Annotated in this window: 21 protein-coding genes; 7 read left to right on the top strand and 14 right to left on the bottom strand. The window is 68.3% G+C overall.

What is annotated here, in order from left to right:
• Positions 1–54 precede the first annotated feature (54 nt).
• Complete coding sequence (locus ABD198_RS09565) at positions 55–726, top strand: thioredoxin-like domain-containing protein (RefSeq protein WP_285511790.1); 672 nt, start codon at positions 55–57, stop codon at positions 724–726.
• A 7-nt stretch (positions 727–733) separates the two neighbouring features.
• On the opposite strand, the gene ABD198_RS09560 is transcribed toward ABD198_RS09565, so the two are convergent.
• The 3 genes from ABD198_RS09560 to ABD198_RS09550 all read right to left on the bottom strand — a co-directional run bounded on the left by ABD198_RS09560 (position 734) and on the right by ABD198_RS09550 (position 1990).
• A complete protein-coding gene (locus ABD198_RS09560; RefSeq protein WP_285511789.1) occupies positions 734–1378 on the bottom strand; it encodes a class I SAM-dependent methyltransferase in 645 nt (214 codons plus the stop codon).
• 145 nt (positions 1379–1523) lie between these two features.
• Positions 1524–1751, bottom strand: a complete 228-nt coding sequence (locus ABD198_RS09555) for a hypothetical protein (RefSeq protein ID WP_285511788.1) — start codon at positions 1749–1751, stop codon at positions 1524–1526.
• Entirely contained in the window at positions 1748–1990 is a 243-nt protein-coding gene (locus ABD198_RS09550) for a hypothetical protein (RefSeq protein WP_285511787.1), read from the bottom strand. The genes ABD198_RS09555 and ABD198_RS09550 overlap by 4 nt, the downstream gene beginning before the upstream one ends.
• 186 nt (positions 1991–2176) lie before the next feature.
• On the opposite strand from ABD198_RS09550, the gene ABD198_RS09545 reads away from it, so the two are divergent.
• Both ABD198_RS09545 and ABD198_RS09540 read left to right on the top strand, forming a co-directional pair.
• Positions 2177–2941 (top strand): cytochrome c biogenesis CcdA family protein, encoded by a 765-nt coding sequence (locus ABD198_RS09545; protein WP_285511786.1) that lies wholly within the window; start codon positions 2177–2179, stop codon positions 2939–2941.
• 32 nt (positions 2942–2973) lie between these two features.
• Positions 2974–3837, top strand: coding sequence for a F510_1955 family glycosylhydrolase (locus ABD198_RS09540; protein ID WP_285511785.1), 864 nt, complete (start codon positions 2974–2976; stop codon positions 3835–3837).
• Positions 3838–3856: 19 nt separating this feature from the next.
• On the opposite strand, the gene ABD198_RS09535 is transcribed toward ABD198_RS09540, so the two are convergent.
• The gene (locus ABD198_RS09535; protein WP_285511784.1) at positions 3857–4549 is read right to left on the bottom strand and encodes a tRNA-dependent cyclodipeptide synthase; all 693 of its coding nucleotides are present in this window, start codon (positions 4547–4549) and stop codon (positions 3857–3859) included.
• Between the two features lie 69 nt (positions 4550–4618).
• Here ABD198_RS09535 and ABD198_RS09530 point away from each other — a divergent pair, with 69 nt between their 5' ends.
• On the top strand, positions 4619–5047 hold the full coding sequence (locus ABD198_RS09530; RefSeq protein WP_343999360.1) for a heavy metal-responsive transcriptional regulator: 429 nt from the start codon (positions 4619–4621) through the stop codon (positions 5045–5047).
• 41 nt (positions 5048–5088) lie between these two features.
• Here the strand turns inward: ABD198_RS09530 and ABD198_RS09525 are convergent, their stop codons facing one another.
• From ABD198_RS09525 to ABD198_RS09505, 5 genes are all read right to left on the bottom strand, one after another.
• On the bottom strand, positions 5089–6420 hold the full coding sequence (locus tag ABD198_RS09525) for an AlbA family DNA-binding domain-containing protein (protein WP_343999358.1): 1332 nt from the start codon (positions 6418–6420) through the stop codon (positions 5089–5091).
• Positions 6421–6538: 118 nt separating this feature from the next.
• Positions 6539–8149: a multicopper oxidase family protein gene (locus ABD198_RS09520; protein WP_285511781.1), complete on the bottom strand. Its 1611-nt coding sequence runs from the start codon at positions 8147–8149 to the stop codon at positions 6539–6541.
• 95 nt (positions 8150–8244) lie between these two features.
• On the bottom strand, positions 8245–8418 hold the full coding sequence (locus ABD198_RS09515) for a hypothetical protein (RefSeq protein ID WP_285511780.1): 174 nt from the start codon (positions 8416–8418) through the stop codon (positions 8245–8247).
• A 399-nt stretch (positions 8419–8817) separates the two neighbouring features.
• Positions 8818–9366: a hypothetical protein gene (locus ABD198_RS09510; RefSeq protein ID WP_285511779.1), complete on the bottom strand. Its 549-nt coding sequence runs from the start codon at positions 9364–9366 to the stop codon at positions 8818–8820.
• Positions 9366–9533, bottom strand: coding sequence for a hypothetical protein (locus ABD198_RS09505; RefSeq protein ID WP_285511778.1), 168 nt, complete (start codon positions 9531–9533; stop codon positions 9366–9368). Before ABD198_RS09505 ends, ABD198_RS09510 begins: the two co-directional genes overlap by 1 nt.
• A 114-nt stretch (positions 9534–9647) precedes the next feature.
• Here ABD198_RS09505 and ABD198_RS09500 point away from each other — a divergent pair, with 114 nt between their 5' ends.
• The 3 genes from ABD198_RS09500 to ABD198_RS09490 all read left to right on the top strand — a co-directional run bounded on the left by ABD198_RS09500 (position 9648) and on the right by ABD198_RS09490 (position 11631).
• A complete protein-coding gene (locus ABD198_RS09500; RefSeq protein WP_285511777.1) occupies positions 9648–10226 on the top strand; it encodes a TetR/AcrR family transcriptional regulator in 579 nt (192 codons plus the stop codon).
• Positions 10227–10375: 149 nt separating this feature from the next.
• Positions 10376–11284 carry a DUF5134 domain-containing protein gene (locus tag ABD198_RS09495; RefSeq protein WP_285511776.1) on the top strand — a complete coding sequence of 303 codons (909 nt, stop codon included), beginning with the start codon at positions 10376–10378 and terminating at the stop codon, positions 11282–11284.
• 38 nt (positions 11285–11322) lie between these two features.
• A complete protein-coding gene (locus ABD198_RS09490; protein WP_285511775.1) occupies positions 11323–11631 on the top strand; it encodes a DF family (seleno)protein in 309 nt (102 codons plus the stop codon).
• 51 nt (positions 11632–11682) lie between these two features.
• On the opposite strand, the gene ABD198_RS09485 is transcribed toward ABD198_RS09490, so the two are convergent.
• The 5 genes from ABD198_RS09485 to ABD198_RS09465 all read right to left on the bottom strand — a co-directional run bounded on the left by ABD198_RS09485 (position 11683) and on the right by ABD198_RS09465 (position 15526).
• Positions 11683–12810: a HoxN/HupN/NixA family nickel/cobalt transporter gene (locus ABD198_RS09485; protein ID WP_285511774.1), complete on the bottom strand. Its 1128-nt coding sequence runs from the start codon at positions 12808–12810 to the stop codon at positions 11683–11685.
• A 116-nt stretch (positions 12811–12926) separates the two neighbouring features.
• Positions 12927–13793, bottom strand: a complete 867-nt coding sequence (locus ABD198_RS09480; RefSeq protein WP_285511773.1) for a F510_1955 family glycosylhydrolase — start codon at positions 13791–13793, stop codon at positions 12927–12929.
• 130 nt (positions 13794–13923) lie between these two features.
• Positions 13924–14601 (bottom strand): DUF305 domain-containing protein, encoded by a 678-nt coding sequence (locus ABD198_RS09475; RefSeq protein ID WP_285511772.1) that lies wholly within the window; start codon positions 14599–14601, stop codon positions 13924–13926.
• A gap of 91 nt (positions 14602–14692) precedes the next feature.
• Positions 14693–15157, bottom strand: a complete 465-nt coding sequence (locus ABD198_RS09470) for a hypothetical protein (RefSeq protein WP_285511771.1) — start codon at positions 15155–15157, stop codon at positions 14693–14695.
• A 105-nt stretch (positions 15158–15262) separates the two neighbouring features.
• On the bottom strand, positions 15263–15526 hold the full coding sequence (locus ABD198_RS09465; RefSeq protein WP_285511770.1) for a hypothetical protein: 264 nt from the start codon (positions 15524–15526) through the stop codon (positions 15263–15265).
• Positions 15527–15589 lie beyond the last annotated feature (63 nt).

Below are 15589 nucleotides of genomic sequence, written 5' to 3'. Positions count from 1 at the left end.
CCCCCCCGATCACACGGCATCCGTCGACTCACCCTGCACACAGAGGACTTCACCATGGCTTCCGCCAATTCCAGGAATGCGGGCAAGAACAAGGGCAAGAACACCAGCGGGTTCAAGGCCGAGGCTCGCCGCGCCCGAATAGCAGAACAGCGGCGCGCCGAGCGGGCCCGCGAGCGTCGCAACCGGATCATGACCATCGTCGCGTCCACCGCGATCCTCGCCGGTCTGGTGGGCGGCGGCTGGTACCTGATCGACGCCGCCAACGACAAGGAACAGGCCAAGGCCGCTCCGGTCGCCGGCGAGAAGACGTGGTCGAAGCTGAGCCGCAACCACGTCGACAAGAAGGTCGACTACCCCATGACCCCGCCTGCGGGCGGCAACCACTCCCCCGTCTGGCAGAACTGCAACGGCAACGTCTACACACGGCCGATCCAGAACGAGAACGCGGTGCACTCCATGGAGCACGGCGCGGTGTGGGTCACCTACAACGACAAAGCCGCAGATGCAGACGTCAAGGCACTCGCCGCGAAGGTCGCCAAGACGCCATACACGCTGATGAGCCCGGATCTTGGCCAGGTCTCCCCCATCACCCTGACCGCCTGGGGCCACCAGCTCAACGTGACGAAGCAGTCCGACCCACGCGTGGCCCAGTTCCTCGACAAGTACGTCCAGGGCGCGCAGACCCCCGAACCCGGTGCCGCCTGCACCGGCGGTAAGTCCGCGTGATCGGCCCTCAGGGCCGTACGGCGCTGCCCACGATGTGCAGCGTCTTCGGGACGTAAGGGGAGAAAGAGAATCCGAACCGGTTGATGGCGGTGATGGTGAATCCTGCGGCGCGGATGGCGGCCTCGGTGTCCCGGTTGGGATGGCAGCCGCCTCCGGCCCGGCTCCACAGCGGGGTGATCGCGTCCTCCAGCCAGCCCATCCAGCGGTGGGGCGAGCGAACGTGCTCGTAGAAGCGCAGTTCGCCTCCCGGCTTGAGGACGCGGCTCATCTCCGCGAGTGCGCCGGGCACGTCGTCGACCGAGCACAGCACCAGCGAGGCGACCACCGCATCGAACACCGCATCCCCGCCAGGTAGTTCAGCAGCCTCACCGGATATGACCCTGACCGGCACCGACGACGTGGCGGCAGCCCTCTCGGCGGCGGCCCGCAAGGTGTCGTCTGGTTCGAGCGCGACCACCTCGCTCACGGTGTCGGGGTAGTGCGGGAAGTTGCGGCCCTGCCCCGCGCCCACCTCCAGCACGCGCCCGGCCAGCCCGGCGAGCAGCCTCTGACGGTGAGCGGTACCGCCACGCCGGTCGGACTGGTCAGCGATCTTCAGATACTGGCGGGCGAAGCGCGGGTGTTGCAGTTCCTTGCGGCCGGTGGTGGTCATGTGCCCTCCTTCACGGCAGCTCGGCAGTCGGTTTCATGGTGCCGCTCCGGCACGCCGGCGGCGCCCCCGCTGTCCCATGCGGTGCCGCGACGGCCCCGCGTTACGGGGGATTGACGGGGACCGTCGCGGCTGTCGAGGGGAATGCTCAGCGCGCCTCGCGGTCAAGAGCGGGCCCGTCGCACCGCATCTCGACCTGACGGCGCAGGCGGCGCACCTCCTTGCGCAGGGCGCTGATCTCCAGGCTGGCAGCCTTCGGCTCACCGGTGACCGGGGCGTGGCAGCCCCGGCCGGCGCGTATGGGGCGGATGCAGAAGACGTAGGTCAGCCCGAAGACCGCCCCGGTGGCCAGCAGCGGCAGGACGAAAGCGGTCACGGAGTGCGCTCCGGGGTCCGCGACGGCACCGAGCGCCCCTCCAGCTCGGCCCGCAGACCGGCTATCTCCTTGCGCAGGGAGGCAACCTCCGGGTCCGGCGTGACCTGGTTCGCGGCGCCTGCTGCATCCGGCGACGGCTCGACCGTCTTGCTGCGGTTCGGCCGCATCATCAGCCACATCATGACGCCCATGCCGACCGGGCAGGCGAGGGCGGGAAGGAGGTAGAGCAGGTCTCGCATGGCAGGACTCCTCGGATACGAGGCGAGGTGACGGAGGATGTGACGGCTCTGGACCACGGGTCCGGAGGCGTGCCCCGCCGATCACCTATGCAACTTAGGACCTAAGCTACATAGGAGATAGAGCCCTGTCGACCCGCCCCGTCACTGCCCTCCCTCGGGAGGCCGTACGCCGAGGAAGGCGCCGCCTTGTCCATCGCCGACACCGTCAGCTCCGGCTCCCTGCTGCTGGCTGCCCCGATCGCGCTGACTGCAGGAGCCATCACCGTCGCCTCCCCGTGCTGCCTGCCGCTGGTGCCCGGCTACCTCTCGTACGCCACGGGCATGACCGGCGCCGACGTCCAGGCGAGCCAGGCCGACGGGCGGATACGGCGCCACGCCCTGGTCGGCACCGCACTGTTCGTGTCCGGCTTCGCGGCCCTGTTCACCGCGTACGGGGCGCTCTTCGGCTCGCTCGGCAACGTGCTGCTGGCCCACCAGGAGACCATCACGCGGGTCCTGGGCCTGCTGACGATCGTGCTCGGGCTGATGTTCATGGGTGTCCTGAACCGGGTGCCACTGCTGTCCCGCACTTTCAAGCCGCAGTTCACCCCGCCCGCCGGCCTGGCCAGCGCCCCTCTCTTGGGTGTGATGTTCGGCCTGGGCTGGACCCCCTGTATCGGTCCCACCCTGGGCGCCGTGGTCTCGCTGTCCATGGGCACCGGCTCGGCTGCCAGGGGCGCCCTCCTGTCCTTCCTGTACGCGATGGGCATCGGTATCCCCTTCCTGCTGCTGACCCTCGCGCTCGGCAGGTCCCTGCGGGTGCTGTCCTTCACCCGCCGACAGGCCCGCACGGTGACGGTCATCGGCGGCGGCCTGCTGGTTCTGGTCGGCGTGCTCCAGGTCTCAGGCGCCTGGAACTGGATGATCGGCGAACTCCGCTACTGGGTCGGCGCGTACCAGCTCCCCCTGTAACCCCCACCACCTGCCTACCGAGAGAAGCCCGTATGAAGACCCGCATCCGCCCGATCGCCGCTCTCACCGCGGTGCTCCTCGCGGCCGTCCTGACCGCCTGCTCCGCCGACTCCGGCACCGGCAAGACGGGTGATGACCTCGCTGTCAGCCACGTCCACGGCCTGGGCGTCGACCCGGCCGACGGACGCCTGTACGTCGCCACTCACCAGGGCGTCATCGCCGTATCCGCGAACGGCTCATCCGAGCGAGTTGGCGACACGGCCGACTACATGGGCTTCACCGTCATCGGCCCGAAGACCTTCCTCGGCAGCGGCCACCCTGCCGAAGGCAGCAGCGATCACGCCAACCGCGGCCTGATCCAGTCCACGGACTCCGGCAAGACCTGGAAGACTCTGTCCCTCGGTGGCACCACCGACTTCCACGCACTGAAGTACGCGCACGGCACCGTCTACGGGTACGACAGCACGAACGGCGTGCTGCGTGTCAGCACCAACCGCACCACCTGGGACAGCCGCGCCGAACTGGCCGCCCTGGACATCGCCGTCAGCCCGAATGACCCGGGCCTGCTGCTTGCCACCACCGAGTCGGGCGTGGCCAAGAGCACAGACGGCGGGCGGAAGTTCGGCAAGGGCTCCGGCCAGGTCCTGGCCTTCCTCTCCTGGCCCACCGCCGACGCCCTGTACGGCATCGACCTCGCGGGCGGTCTGCATCGCAGCACCGACAACGGCACCACCTGGAAGAAGACCGGCACTGTCCCCGGCGGACAACCCCAGGCGTTGACCGCCCTCGATGCGAACCGCATCCTGGCCGCCACCCAGGACGGCGTGTACGAATCCCGCGACGGCGGAAAGACCTTCACCGAACGACTGCCGATGTCCGCAGGGCAGGGACACTGAACCATCCCCATCAGCAGGCTCAGTTCAGCGAGGAGACCACCGCGAAGCCCTGGCCCGGCGCGGGTTGCCAGGCCAACTCCCGCCTGTACAAGCGGCGCAGGACCTCCGGCGGCCGGTGATAGCAGAAGACGGACGCCTCGGTGCCCACGACCGCGGGAGTGTCGACGAACAGGGGCAGTTCCGCAAGGAAGTACCGCACGGCGCACTCGACCTGTCGCTCGTCCGGCACAGCGCCGGCCGGGAGCTTCCCGGCCAGTACCCACTCGCTCGCGTCCTGGCAGGCATCACGGAACTCCGCCTCCTGCTCGTACAGCCGGCGCCCTTCCGCATGCAGGCGCGCGAAGGCAGGGCTGCCCTCCAGCTCGGCCCAGCCCCACACCCGCCCTGCGGCGTGGTCGACTCCGAGGGCGTCGAGTGCGGTACGGATCTTGTTCCGCGTGTACTGCCCCTGCCGCCGCGCCTTCCACGCCGCCTTCTCCGCCGGATAGCCGAGAGCCTCGAAGGTGTACGCACTCGGCGCGTCCGGCACGAAGAAGTCCACCCGCGCGAAACGCTCGTACGCCCAAGCAGCCAGCGCACGAATCCGCCCGACCGAGAAATAGCTGTTGAAGGGACTGATCCCCAGACACGCGTGCTCAGCTCGCACCAGCACATCGGCACACGCACTGCTCAACGGGCTCGCCACGATCTGCTCGCCGATCCGCTCACTCATGATCCGGACGTTAGAACCCTGCCCCTGGGACAAGGTCAAACCAGCACGCCTCGCGAAGGAAGCACCCGCATGCTCACCATCGGCCGCGTCGCCCAGCAGACTGGACTCACCCCCAAGGCCCTGCGCCTGTACGAAGCCCACGGACTGATTGCCCCTCCCGCCCGCACCGCCGCCGGCTACCGCACATACCGACCGGAGGATCTGCGCGTCCTCCGCTTCATCCGCCGGGCCCAGGCACTCGGGCTGACACTCAAGGAGATCAAGACCATCCTCGATGTGCAACGCGACGGCGGATCACCCTGCGCCCTGGTCGCCCAATTACTCGACAAACACCTCGCGGAGGCACAGCGCCGAATCGCCGAACTCCAGGAGCTCAGTGGCGTACTGCGCACGGCCCGTACGCTGGCCGACAGCTCCGCTCGCGCTGTGTCCGGCACGGGCGAGGCGATCCGCCCCGCCATCGAGGCGGTCAGCCGCGACCTCGGCCTGCCTTGTTGAGACGTCGCCGAGCCGAGAAGCAGCTTCCGGAGAGAAGACCGTCAGGGTTGCTTGGTCATCAGCAGTGTTGTGCTCACCCGGTCGCCGTCGGTGAAGGGATTGTCCGTGACGTCGAGGCCGAAGAGGGCGTAGAGGTGCCGCAGGGCCTCATAGGCGTCTCGTTCGGGGTCCCCCAGGGCGTGCCAACTGTGGTTCCACGCATTGCTGGTCGCCGTCTGCGGGGCGCCGCGGAGCGGGAAGGTGGGGTCGTCCCCGGCCGCGAGGGTGCGGGCCGGCGGGCGCGCGAAGTCGGAAGCAACGATCCGGTGTGTCCACGAACCGTCGACCAGCGGCAGAACGTGCTCGTCGACGAGCCGGAAGTACTCGAGCGTGATCTCGGTGAGGACGAAGACGCTGATCCTGCTGTCCGCGCCGCCCTGGTAGCGGTCCATCGCCCAGCCGAGCATGTCCGCTGTCGCGGCCAGGGCCGCCGTGACCGCTCCGTCGGACTCGACGCTCAGCCCTTGCCGCGGCGGATTCATGAGGAGTAGGCCACCCTCGTGGGCTTCGGGCCGGTGGTAGACGGAAGCGAAGTTGAAAGCGTGGGCGTCGCGCAGTGTGTCCTGGTTACGCAGGAGATCACGCAGGCCGCCGGTGGCGTACATGCCTGCGAGGAGTCCCTTGGGGTGGTCAGGGGTGCTCTGGAAGAACAGGACCGGTACGTCGTCCATGTCCAGGCGGGCTCGCAAGGCGGCCCGCGTCTTCGCCCGGTCCGCGGGCGGTGCCGGTGCCGGGGCGTTGGCGCCGGGTTCCCTTCGCACGCGCAGGCCGTCGTTCAGAAGCCGGTAAGCCTCGTCCGGCGAGAGATTGGCCGTGGTGTCGCCGTTGCGGATGGGGACGGTCCAGCTGCCTTTGACAAATCTTCCGTCCTCGGTCAGTCCCCGGGTGACGAGCGCCCACCGGTCGGACTCGGGAAGCGCCGCCACCTCGATCACGAGGTAGTGCCCGGATGCGTCAGGATCGTCAGCGGGGTGGTCGAACCACAGGTAGTTCACCTTGAGCAACGGGCGCACGTATTCCTTGATGACGTCCTTGTACGAAGTGCTGTTGACCAACGACTTGGCGAAGGGCGTCAGCTTCTCCGCGACCTCGTAGAGCTCGGTGGGCCGCTGCTTCGCCTTCAGGCCACACACGATGAGGCCGCCGCCGGCGTTGGCGAACGCGGCGACGTCCTTCGCCAGCTCGAACTTGCCCTTCTCTGTGGAAAGGTCGTACGGCCCTTTGGGTCCGATGCTCTTGAAGTCGACCCACTCACTCTCCGGTGTGCCGAGGATCTCCTGGGGCTGCTGCCTGGTGAGCTGGGAGATGAGGTGGGCAGGGCTGTCGGCGGCCATGCGTCCAGAGTCTACGAGCGCGAGCCCACGAGTTGGGGCGCCGAGAGTGTCCCCCAGCCACCCGGGTGCCGAGGCCGACGGACGAAGCCGGCCCCGGTACCGGATGCAGCGGGAGCGATCAGCTCTGGTACGCGACCACTGCCATCATGCCGACCTCTCCGTGGTACGCGTTGTGGCAGTGCAGCATCCACTGGCCAGGGTTGTCGGCGTCGAAGATGACGGACAGCTTCTTCTTCGGCAGCACGATGGAGGTGTCCTTGCGCGGGCCGCTGTCCCCGAGCTGGTAGGTGTGGCCGTGCAGGTGCATCGGGTGCCACATCTCCGTGGTGTTGACGAAGTCCAGGCGGACCCGCTGCCCTTCCTCGATCGTGAGGGGACTCGCTGCCGGGTCGTGCATGTCGAACGCCTTGCCGTTGATGGCCCAGTTGTACTTGTCCATGCCGCCGGTCAGCTCGACACGGTGCACGCGGTCCACCTTCTTGGGCGACAGGCGGACGTCGGCAGCGGCGCGAAGTTCGGACGCCGTCAGGATCCTGCCGTTCAGTTCCTTCGGGCGGACGGTCGGCTTCGGCGCGCTGCCGGATGCCGTACGCACCAGGGCCATGCCGGTGGCGTTCTTGCCCTCGGCCAGGGCGACGAGCGGGAAGACGCCATCGCCCAGGGTGACCAGAACGTCGTACCGCTCCCCCATGCCGATCAGCAGGGCGTCGACCTGCTGGTGCTCGACGGGGAACCCGTCGGTGTGCGTGATGGTCAGCTTGTGGCCGGCGAGCGCCACCCGGTACGCCGTGTCACCGCCCGCGTTGATGATGCGAAGCCGGATGCGCTTACCGGGCTTGTCCTCGTAGATGTCGGGGGCGGCCGGAACACGGCCGTTGACGAGGTGGTAGGGGTACTTCACGTCGCCGGCGTCGCCTCCGAGCAGTTCGCTCTCGGCGCCCATCAGCATGAACCGCATCGACATCCCGCCGGACGAGGTCGAGGCCGAAGGGGAGGAGGAGTCCTCCCCCATGTCCATCCCGCCCATGTCACCCATGTCGTGGCCCTCATGGCCGCTGGAACTGGAGTGGCCGCCCATGTCCATGCCGCCCATGCCCTGCCGCAGCTCGGCGAGGACCTCGTCGGGGGTGCCGGTGACACCGTCGACCCAGTCGTCCAGGACGACGACCCACTCGTCGTCGTACGACAGCGGCTCCTTGGGATCCTCGACGATCAGCGGCGCGTACAGGGCCCGGTCGAGCTGGACACCGACGTGGGGGTGGAAGAAGTACGTGCCGGGCGCGTCGGCGACGAAGCGGTAGGTGAAGTTGGTGCCCGCCCGTACGGCCTGCTGGGTGACCGGGGGAACGCCGTCCATGTCGTTGCGCATGGCGATGCCGTGCCAGTGGACGGACGTCGACGTCTTGTTCGGCAGCTGATTGGAGAGTTCGGCGGCCAGGGTGTCGCCGGCGGACAGGCGGATCTCCTTGCCCGGTGCCTGGCCACTGAAGGCCCAACTCCTGGCCATGACTCCCCCGCCGAGGTCGAGCATGGCGGGCGCGGCGGTCAGGGTCACCTGCTGCGTCCTGCCGGTACCCTTCCGCTTCTTCTCGGCTGCGGCGACAGTCGAGCCGGACGGGTTGACCAGGGCGGGTGTCGTGCTGGAGCCGCTGCTGCAGGCGGCGAGCGCGCCGGCGCCCGCTACGCCGAGCCCGGCGAGCAGGACGGAGCGACGGTTGATGCTGTTCATGGGTTGTCCTCGATCTCAGTGTGCGCATACGTGAGCTGGCGTGCGGGGACGGCTCCTCGACATGACAAAGGCATGCCGGAGCCGTTGGACACGGCCTAAATGCGCAGCTGGGAGAGGACAGACAGGTCCGGCGGCGCCCGGTCCGCCGCCCCGGCGATCTTGGGTGCTGCTGTGACCGCGCCGTACGAGGCGAGACCGGAGGATTCCCGGGACTGTGTCGGTGGCACGAGCTTCACGACCTCGAAGCTCGCGGTCGCACAGTGCTGCATGGCCATACCGGAACACGCTTGCCCGTGAGCACCGCTCATCGGAGGTGCGGTGACGATCGGCTCTGCGGTCTGCTCGGGGCCACTTTCGTGTGCGTGCCCGGGCATCGGCTCAGGTGCGGATCGGCTGTCCGCCATCGCCATGCCGGGTGGCATCACGTGGGTGGCAGAAGAAGGTGTTGAGCTGGTCGCCGCAACTGCCGTCTCGTGGTGAATCAGTACGGCGAGGGCAGCGAGCAGAGCGATGACGGCAGCACCCGCCCAGCGGACGGCGCCGCGCGATGCGCGGGTCCGCAGGGCCCAGACTGCCCGTGCTGTCATCGCTTCCCTCTGAGTTCCGGTGGAACGACTGCCTCAATATACCCGGGCGGGGTAACCGTCGCCCGCGGAGCGGCCGCACCACTACGACACAGGCGTCGGCTGGGTACCGCCCCGCTGCTGGGCTTGCTCCCGCTGTCGATGCCACCCGTACCGGGTCAGGCCCCGCGGCTTGTACACCGACAGAGCCACGGCGACGAGGAGTACCAGCAGGGCGGCGCCGGCATCAGCCAGGAGCTGGATCCGCATCCCCTTGAGGTCCCCGCCGGACAGGCTTGAGGCGGCCGCAGCGTCTGCCACGTGACCGGCCACCTGCATGTGCACCAGCAGCAGGACCGTGGCAACGACGGAGATCAGGAACTTGAAGAGAACCCAGTAGTGCCGGACCAGGCCCCAGGTGGTTCCCAGCGCCTGAATGAGCCCGGTGAGCAGCGAGGCGAGGCTGAAGGGCACCAGGACGAACCAGCCGATGACCTCCATGGCGACATAGGCGCCACGGACGACCTGGGCATCACTGCTGGTCAGCCCCGCAATGGCCAGGGCTAGAAAACCGGCGACCGCACCGAGCCAGCCGACCGAGAACGCGACATGGGCGGTCAGCGCGACCTTGCGCAGGGGCGGCGGCATCGCCATCAGTGGCCACGCATCCCGCCGCCGACGGCGTGCATCAGGACGAACGCCAGAACCAGGGCGGCGACGGCGACAATCCCGAACACCTTCGCCCAGCGCGGTGCGCCGGGGGGCGCCTCGCGGTCGGCTCGCCCACCCATGGACCCCTCGGAAGGGCGGGAGTCAGCCATCGTCGTCTCCTCTACTGCGCAGTGGTGCAGGTTTTTCGCCGCCCATACTTTTCGAGACAGACTGTCTATGTCAAGACGGACTGACGCGGACCCGTCGCGGCGTATAGTGAGGTGGTGCCGAAGCTGTGGAGCGAGACGATCGAGGAGCACCGCCGTACGGTGCGCGAGGCGATCCTGGACACCGCGTGGGAGCTGGTGACCGAGCACGGAGCGCTGTCGGTGACGATGTCCCAGATCGCCGAGAAGGCCGGCATCGGCCGAGCGACCCTGTACAAGTACTTCCCGGACGTCGAGGCGATCCTGGTCGCTCACCATGAACGACACGTCACGAGCCATCTGGAGCACCTCACCGAGCTCCGTAACGGGACGGGCGACGCCGTCCAGCGGCTGGAAGCAGTGCTCGAACGCTACGCGTACATCTGCTATCACCGCGGACGCCACGGCTCCGAGGAACTCGCGGCTCTTCTGCATCGCCCCGAACACGTCGCTCACGCCGAGCAACAACTCGTCGACCTCTTCAGGGAGCTGCTGGCGGAGGCCGCTGCGGCTGGCGCGCTCCGGGACGACGTGGCCCCCGAGGAACTGGCGAGTTACTGCCTCCATGCCCTGTCAGCTGCGGGCAACCTGCCGTCGGAACCCGCAGTCCGCCGACTCGTCACGGTCACGCTGGCCGGACTGCGGTCGCCGCACTGACCCCTGCCCCAATGCCGAACCGCACCGGTTGTGCGGAGTCCATCGCCACGGCCCTCCCCCTCCATTGAGCGTTCTTCGACGCGACTCCGTACTAAGAGCGTCCGTAGACAACAGCCTGGGGACGACGGAAGACCACGCGGAGGGCAGCGATGGGGAGTCCGGCTCTGAACTGGACGCTGGCGGCGGTCGCCGCCCTCGTGAGTGTCGTGAGCGCTGCCCGACTGGCTGCGGCGGAGAGCAATGAGACCAGGTTCGCTGCCGCAGGCGACCTCATCATGGCCGGCGGGATGACCGCGATGTTCCTACCCGCTACCGCGGCCAGCTTCGGGGACCACAGCTTGTCCTGGGTGACTGCGTTCGCCGCCGTCGGCCTGGCCGGCGTCGCCCTGTCCGTGCACCACACCCGGCGGAACGGCTGGCGCCATGGCCGCCATTGGGCACACCACATCATCGGCAGCGCCGCCATGGTGATCATGACGCTCGCCATGCCCGGTACCGACTCTCAACCGGTCCTGGCTCTGGGCGGACACTCGATGTCCGGCACGAGTCACGGACATGGGCACGGCTCCGCCGAATCGGGCGACGCCATGGAGATGGCGGGCATGTCCGGGATGGATGGCATGGGCCATGCCTCGGGGATGACCGGTCACGGAGTGACGACCGGCGCTGCCCATAGCGCCGCGACTACGGGGTCGGCTTCCGTGTGGCGAGTCGTTCTGGTCGCGCTCGCCGCATACTTCCTGCTTTCCATCGTCGCATCCGTGTGGGCGCGGCTGCGTGGCACCGACCGGAGGGCGGCTGGGGGCCGCGGCGCAGACAGGGGCCGCTGGTCACGCAGACTGCTCGCCCTGCCCGACGCAATCGTCGTGTTCGTCGCCTCCCTGGCCATCTCCATCTGGGACAAGGCCCGCCTGGGAGGCGACAGGCGCCGGTCAGACGCGGCAGCCGGCAACGGGCGTCGCCGTCGTCCGCCGGGTACGTCACCGGGCGCAGCCCTGACGGCCCACATCGGCATGGGCGGCACGATGTGCACCATGCTCGTCATGATGGCTGCCTGATCGTCCGCTCCCACCCGGCATCAGGGCACGATGAAGACGTGCACATCGAACTGCTCTACTTCGACGGCTGCCCGAACTGGCACGTTGCTCACCACCGCCTCGGTGAAGCGCTCACTGCCACCGGACAGCACGACATCGACGTCACCCTCCGCACCGTCAAGACGGACGAGGAGGCCCAAGCCCTCTGGTTCCCCGGATCACCCACGATCCGGATCGACGGCCGTGACCCGTTTCCCGCCGCAGCCCAGACCTATGGCCTGACCTGCCGCGTGTACTCGACCCCCGATGGTCTCGCGGGCAGCCCGACCGTTGACCAGCTCGTCCAGGCACTCGCCGCAGCCACATAGGATCATCGGCCGCCGCATTCCGGAGACGCGGAGCCTCCAGGCACGCAGGGATCAAGCGGGCGCCGAGTCGGGCGCCGGTTCAGGAGCCGTGGGGCGGGCGGGATACCGCTCGTCGAGGCGGCGAAGCTTCCACAGCGCGACGGCCCCAATCCAGGTCACCAGGAACGTGATCACGATGCCGATACCGATGGCGTTGAGGTCGACGGCCGCGAACCATGACCAAGGTCGCTGACCGTCCGCGCCCAGCTGCTCCGCCAGCAGGGAGATCAGCTCCACCGTGCCGACGACGAAGGCCACGAAGATCGACAGACCGGTCATGGTGAGGTTGTAGTAGATCTTGCGGACCGGGTTGGTGAACGACCACTCGTACGCCTTCGCCATGAAGACGCCGTCGGTGGTGTCCATCAGGCTCATGCCGGCCGCGAAGATCAGCGGCAGCGCGATGATGGCGAGCGGCGGCAGTGTGCCGTCCGCGGCCGAGCCGGCGGCCAGGCCCAGCGCACCGACCTGGGTGGCGGTGTCGAAGCCGAGCCCGAAGAGCAGACCCACGAAATAGAGCTGCCAGGAGTGCTCGATGAACTTGTTGTAGCGGCCCTTGAAGACCCGGTTCATCAGGCCGCGAGCGGCAAGTAGCTGCTCCAGTTCCTCCGGTTCGTGCCGGCCCGCCTTCGCCTCGCGCCAGGTCCGGACGATGCCGCGCAGGACGGCGAAGTTCAGCGCGGCGATCGCGTACAGGAAGATGCCGGAGACCAGCGTGCCGATCACTCCGCCGATGTCGGCGAAGCCCGCCTGGAAGCGGTTGGCGGCCTGCGCGGCGAAGGCGATGCCGAGGGAGAGCCCGAACACGATCGTCGAGTGCCCCAGCGAGAAGGCGAGGCCGAGGCCCAGCGGGCGCTTGCCCTTTTGCAGCAGATAGCGGGTGGTGTCGTCGATGGCCGAGATGTGATCGGCGTCGAACGCGTGCCGCATGCCGAGGGTGTACGCCAGCCCGGCCGCTCCCGCGTACAGCAGCTTGCCGTGGCTGTCGGTGAGGCCGTTGTAGCGCGCGTTGTAGTAGGCGAAGAGTCCGAAGCCCGCGATGTGCAGGGCCGCGACGAAGCCGTACATCGCGGCCAAGCGGCGTATCTCGCTCCGATCGAACCTGCGGGTGCGCCGGGCGGACGCGATGGTGGAGCTCATAGGCGGCTTTCCCTGGGAACGATCTCGCGCACCCTCTTGATGCGCTGCTCAGCTACATGCAAAGAGTACGCAAGTAGCCCCCTCGTCTGACTACCGGGGCACCATCGGGCCGCTAATCAGTGGCCGCCGGTGGATGCGACGGTGAGGCGCTTCGTGAACGTTCTGCCGCCGTCCTTGGACTCGTAGACCCCCGTCTGGGTGGCAGCCAGGACATGCTCGGCGTCAACCGCGGTGAGGGCCTGCGGCTGGCCGCCGGGGACGCTGGAGAGCTTCTGCCATGTGGCACCGCCGTCCGTGCTGCGGTTCAAGCCGCCGGAGGTGTCGATGCCGTACAGGACGTCCTTCGCCGCCCAGGAGAGGAAGGCCATCACCGGCTCCTGTCCCTTCGCGAAGGTCTTGCCGGCGTTCGTGCTGCGGGCGACTCCCTCGGCGGTGGTGGCGAGGACGAGGCTGGGGTCCTGCGGGCTGACCGCGATGTCCAGGGCATCCAACCGGGCCCCGTCCTTCCAGGCGGTGCCGTCCTTGGTGGTGCGCAGCAGGCCGTTGGTGGCGTCGTATCCGTAGATCGTGCCGTGGGCGTAGTCCAGAGCGTGGAAGTCGGACTCCCCGGACAACGACAGGGACTTCCAGGTCTTCCCGGCATCGGTGCTCTTGATGAGCCCCTTGTTCCCACCTGAGGTCGGGTGGCCGCTGGCGTAGAACGTGTTGCCGTCTGCCACGGTGAAGCCCATGAAGTCGTCCTTGCTGTCACCCACCAGCTCGGGCTCTCCCTTGGCACCGGTGGTGTAGACGCCTTCGTGCGTGGCGACGTAGAGGCGCTGATCGGCGGGGTCCAGGCCGAGACCATGGATGTGGCTCACGGTTGTCCCGGAAGCGGCGGACGAGCCGGTGGAGTCCGCCCTGTCCCCGTTGTCGGAGCAGGCGGCCAGGGTGAGGGCGAGGCCCAGGGCAGTTGCCGCCACGGCGGCAGGGCGCTTGTTCATGATTCCTCGGGAGGCATAGGGGGACCTGCGCGGCGACCGCCGGTTCTGGTCATGCCGGCATGGGGAGATGACCGCCCCGGCTCCTCGGACGCACGCCTCGGAGCCGGGAACGGTCAGTGACTGATGCGGATCAGATCCGGTCGAGGATCTTCTCGAACTTCTCGACCTCGGCGGACTGGCTCTTCACCACGTCGGCGGCGAGCTTCTTGGCCGTGGCGTTGCGACCGTTCTTCTGCTCGTCCTTCGCCATGGCGATCGCGCCCTTGTGGTGCTCGATCATCATTTCCGCGAACATCCGGTCGAACTCGGTGCCCTTGGCGGCTTCGAGCTTCTTCATGTCCTCGTCGGACATCATTCCGGACATACCGGAGTGATCCATGCCACTGGATCCGTGGTCCATGCCAGGCATGCTCTCGTCGGCGGACTCCGGCTTGCCCCAAGCCTTCAGCCAGGACTTCATGGTCTGGATCTCGGGGTCCTGGGCCTTCTCGATGTCCGCGGCCAGGGTCTTGATCTCCGCGTCGGAGGCCCGGCCCTCCGCGAGCTTGGCCATGTCCACGGCCTGCTCGTGGTGCGGGATCATCATCTGCGCGAAGCTGACGTCCGCGTCGTTGAACGCGCCCGGTGCCGGGTTGTCGCCGGCATTCTGGGTGGCCGTGGCGGACGCGGAGCTGCCGCTGCCGTGGTCCATGCCCCCCATGTCGTTCCCGCCGCAGGCGGCGAGCAGCAGTCCACCCGCCGCGACGACGCCCACCACCGCGAGACGGCGGCGGAGACTGCGGTTCGGGGCGTGCTTGTAGGCAGTCATGTGCGATGTACCTCGCTTGATCAGTTCTGTCAGTGAGTCCGGGGATAGGCACGGCGTCGCGGGCATGACGGAGCCCGCGCTGTGGTCCGGCCTATATCCGCAGCACCGACAGCTGAGCGAGGAGAGTTATGGGGGGCGGCGGGCTGGGGCGGAGGACGGCCATCGCTCGGGCGAGCAGCGCCGTCAGCTGTTCTTTCCGGCGAGCCGCCGCGCACAGGAACAACCAGAGCAGCCATCCCGTGAGCACGGCCACGCACACGGACAGCACATCCATGCTGATCATGGGCTCGTCCACCGATGGAGCGGCCGACGCCACGGTCACATGGTCCGTGATCGCCGCAGGCTCGGCGGATGTCCTGGTGTCGGCTGCTCCCACGGTCATGCCGCCTTGGTGCGTGCCGACCACGGCATGCATCAAGGCGTCTGTCCCCCGGCCGGAGGTGTGCTCCGGATGGCCCATCGTGTGCATGGCAAGCACGCCGAACGCAAGCACGACGATCAGCAGGAGGCGCCCGAAGGCCCCGCCCACACGCAATCGCCTGCTCACGATCGACATGCCGACATGGTACTGAGCCGATTCACAGAACGGCGGCCGGCCGACTGAGGTTCGGCACACACGCCTACCGGGCTGCGAGAGACAGGAGGTGTGCCTCTGGAGTCGTCATGCCCATCGGCCTTCCTTGCCCGGGACGCGCTCGCCATGAGCCAGTGCTTCCATCCTCCGCTCGTACTCCGCAGCGTCGACGCGGCCGTGCATCCGCAGGCCGACAAGCCACTCCTCCGCGGCATCCAGCGCGGCCTTCCGCCCCCGCAGCCGCGCCAACGGCGGACACCGCGGCTCCCGGGGCGTCACCAGCCGGGCCGCGTCGTAGAGCACAGCCAAGAGGAGAAGCACGCCGATCAGAGTCGCCACCACCGCAGCCATGTCGCATCACCGGCCAAGATGGACAACGCTCGAGTACCCGTGCCCAGAAGCGATGACGCGGAC

Origin of the sequence: Streptomyces thermocarboxydovorans (assembly GCF_039524635.1) — a bacterium.
GTDB lineage: Bacteria > Actinomycetota > Actinomycetes > Streptomycetales > Streptomycetaceae > Streptomyces > Streptomyces thermocarboxydovorans.
The sequence above is the reverse complement of the archived record's forward strand: the minus strand, read 5'-3'. Positions and strand labels throughout refer to the sequence as shown.

What these genes read in the sequence shown, in the direction of transcription:
- ABD198_RS09565 (WP_285511790.1), top strand. Translation starts at nt 55, where the DNA reads ATGGCTTCCGCCAATTCCAGGAATGCGGGCAAGAACAAGGGCAAGAAC.
- ABD198_RS09560 (WP_285511789.1), bottom strand. Translation starts at nt 1,378, where the DNA reads ATGACCACCACCGGCCGCAAGGAACTGCAACACCCGCGCTTCGCCCGC.
- ABD198_RS09550 (WP_285511787.1), bottom strand. Translation starts at nt 1,990, where the DNA reads ATGCGAGACCTGCTCTACCTCCTTCCCGCCCTCGCCTGCCCGGTCGGC.
- ABD198_RS09540 (WP_285511785.1), top strand. Translation starts at nt 2,974, where the DNA reads ATGAAGACCCGCATCCGCCCGATCGCCGCTCTCACCGCGGTGCTCCTC.
- ABD198_RS09535 (WP_285511784.1), bottom strand. Translation starts at nt 4,549, where the DNA reads ATGAGTGAGCGGATCGGCGAGCAGATCGTGGCGAGCCCGTTGAGCAGT.
- ABD198_RS09530 (WP_343999360.1), top strand. Translation starts at nt 4,619, where the DNA reads ATGCTCACCATCGGCCGCGTCGCCCAGCAGACTGGACTCACCCCCAAG.
- ABD198_RS09525 (WP_343999358.1), bottom strand. Translation starts at nt 6,420, where the DNA reads ATGGCCGCCGACAGCCCTGCCCACCTCATCTCCCAGCTCACCAGGCAG.
- ABD198_RS09520 (WP_285511781.1), bottom strand. Translation starts at nt 8,149, where the DNA reads ATGAACAGCATCAACCGTCGCTCCGTCCTGCTCGCCGGGCTCGGCGTA.
- ABD198_RS09515 (WP_285511780.1), bottom strand. Translation starts at nt 8,418, where the DNA reads ATGCAGCACTGTGCGACCGCGAGCTTCGAGGTCGTGAAGCTCGTGCCA.
- ABD198_RS09510 (WP_285511779.1), bottom strand. Translation starts at nt 9,366, where the DNA reads ATGGCGATGCCGCCGCCCCTGCGCAAGGTCGCGCTGACCGCCCATGTC.
- ABD198_RS09505 (WP_285511778.1), bottom strand. Translation starts at nt 9,533, where the DNA reads ATGGCTGACTCCCGCCCTTCCGAGGGGTCCATGGGTGGGCGAGCCGAC.
- ABD198_RS09495 (WP_285511776.1), top strand. Translation starts at nt 10,376, where the DNA reads ATGGGGAGTCCGGCTCTGAACTGGACGCTGGCGGCGGTCGCCGCCCTC.
- ABD198_RS09485 (WP_285511774.1), bottom strand. Translation starts at nt 12,810, where the DNA reads ATGAGCTCCACCATCGCGTCCGCCCGGCGCACCCGCAGGTTCGATCGG.
- ABD198_RS09480 (WP_285511773.1), bottom strand. Translation starts at nt 13,793, where the DNA reads ATGAACAAGCGCCCTGCCGCCGTGGCGGCAACTGCCCTGGGCCTCGCC.
- ABD198_RS09475 (WP_285511772.1), bottom strand. Translation starts at nt 14,601, where the DNA reads ATGACTGCCTACAAGCACGCCCCGAACCGCAGTCTCCGCCGCCGTCTC.
- ABD198_RS09470 (WP_285511771.1), bottom strand. Translation starts at nt 15,157, where the DNA reads ATGTCGATCGTGAGCAGGCGATTGCGTGTGGGCGGGGCCTTCGGGCGC.
- ABD198_RS09465 (WP_285511770.1), bottom strand. Translation starts at nt 15,526, where the DNA reads ATGGCTGCGGTGGTGGCGACTCTGATCGGCGTGCTTCTCCTCTTGGCT.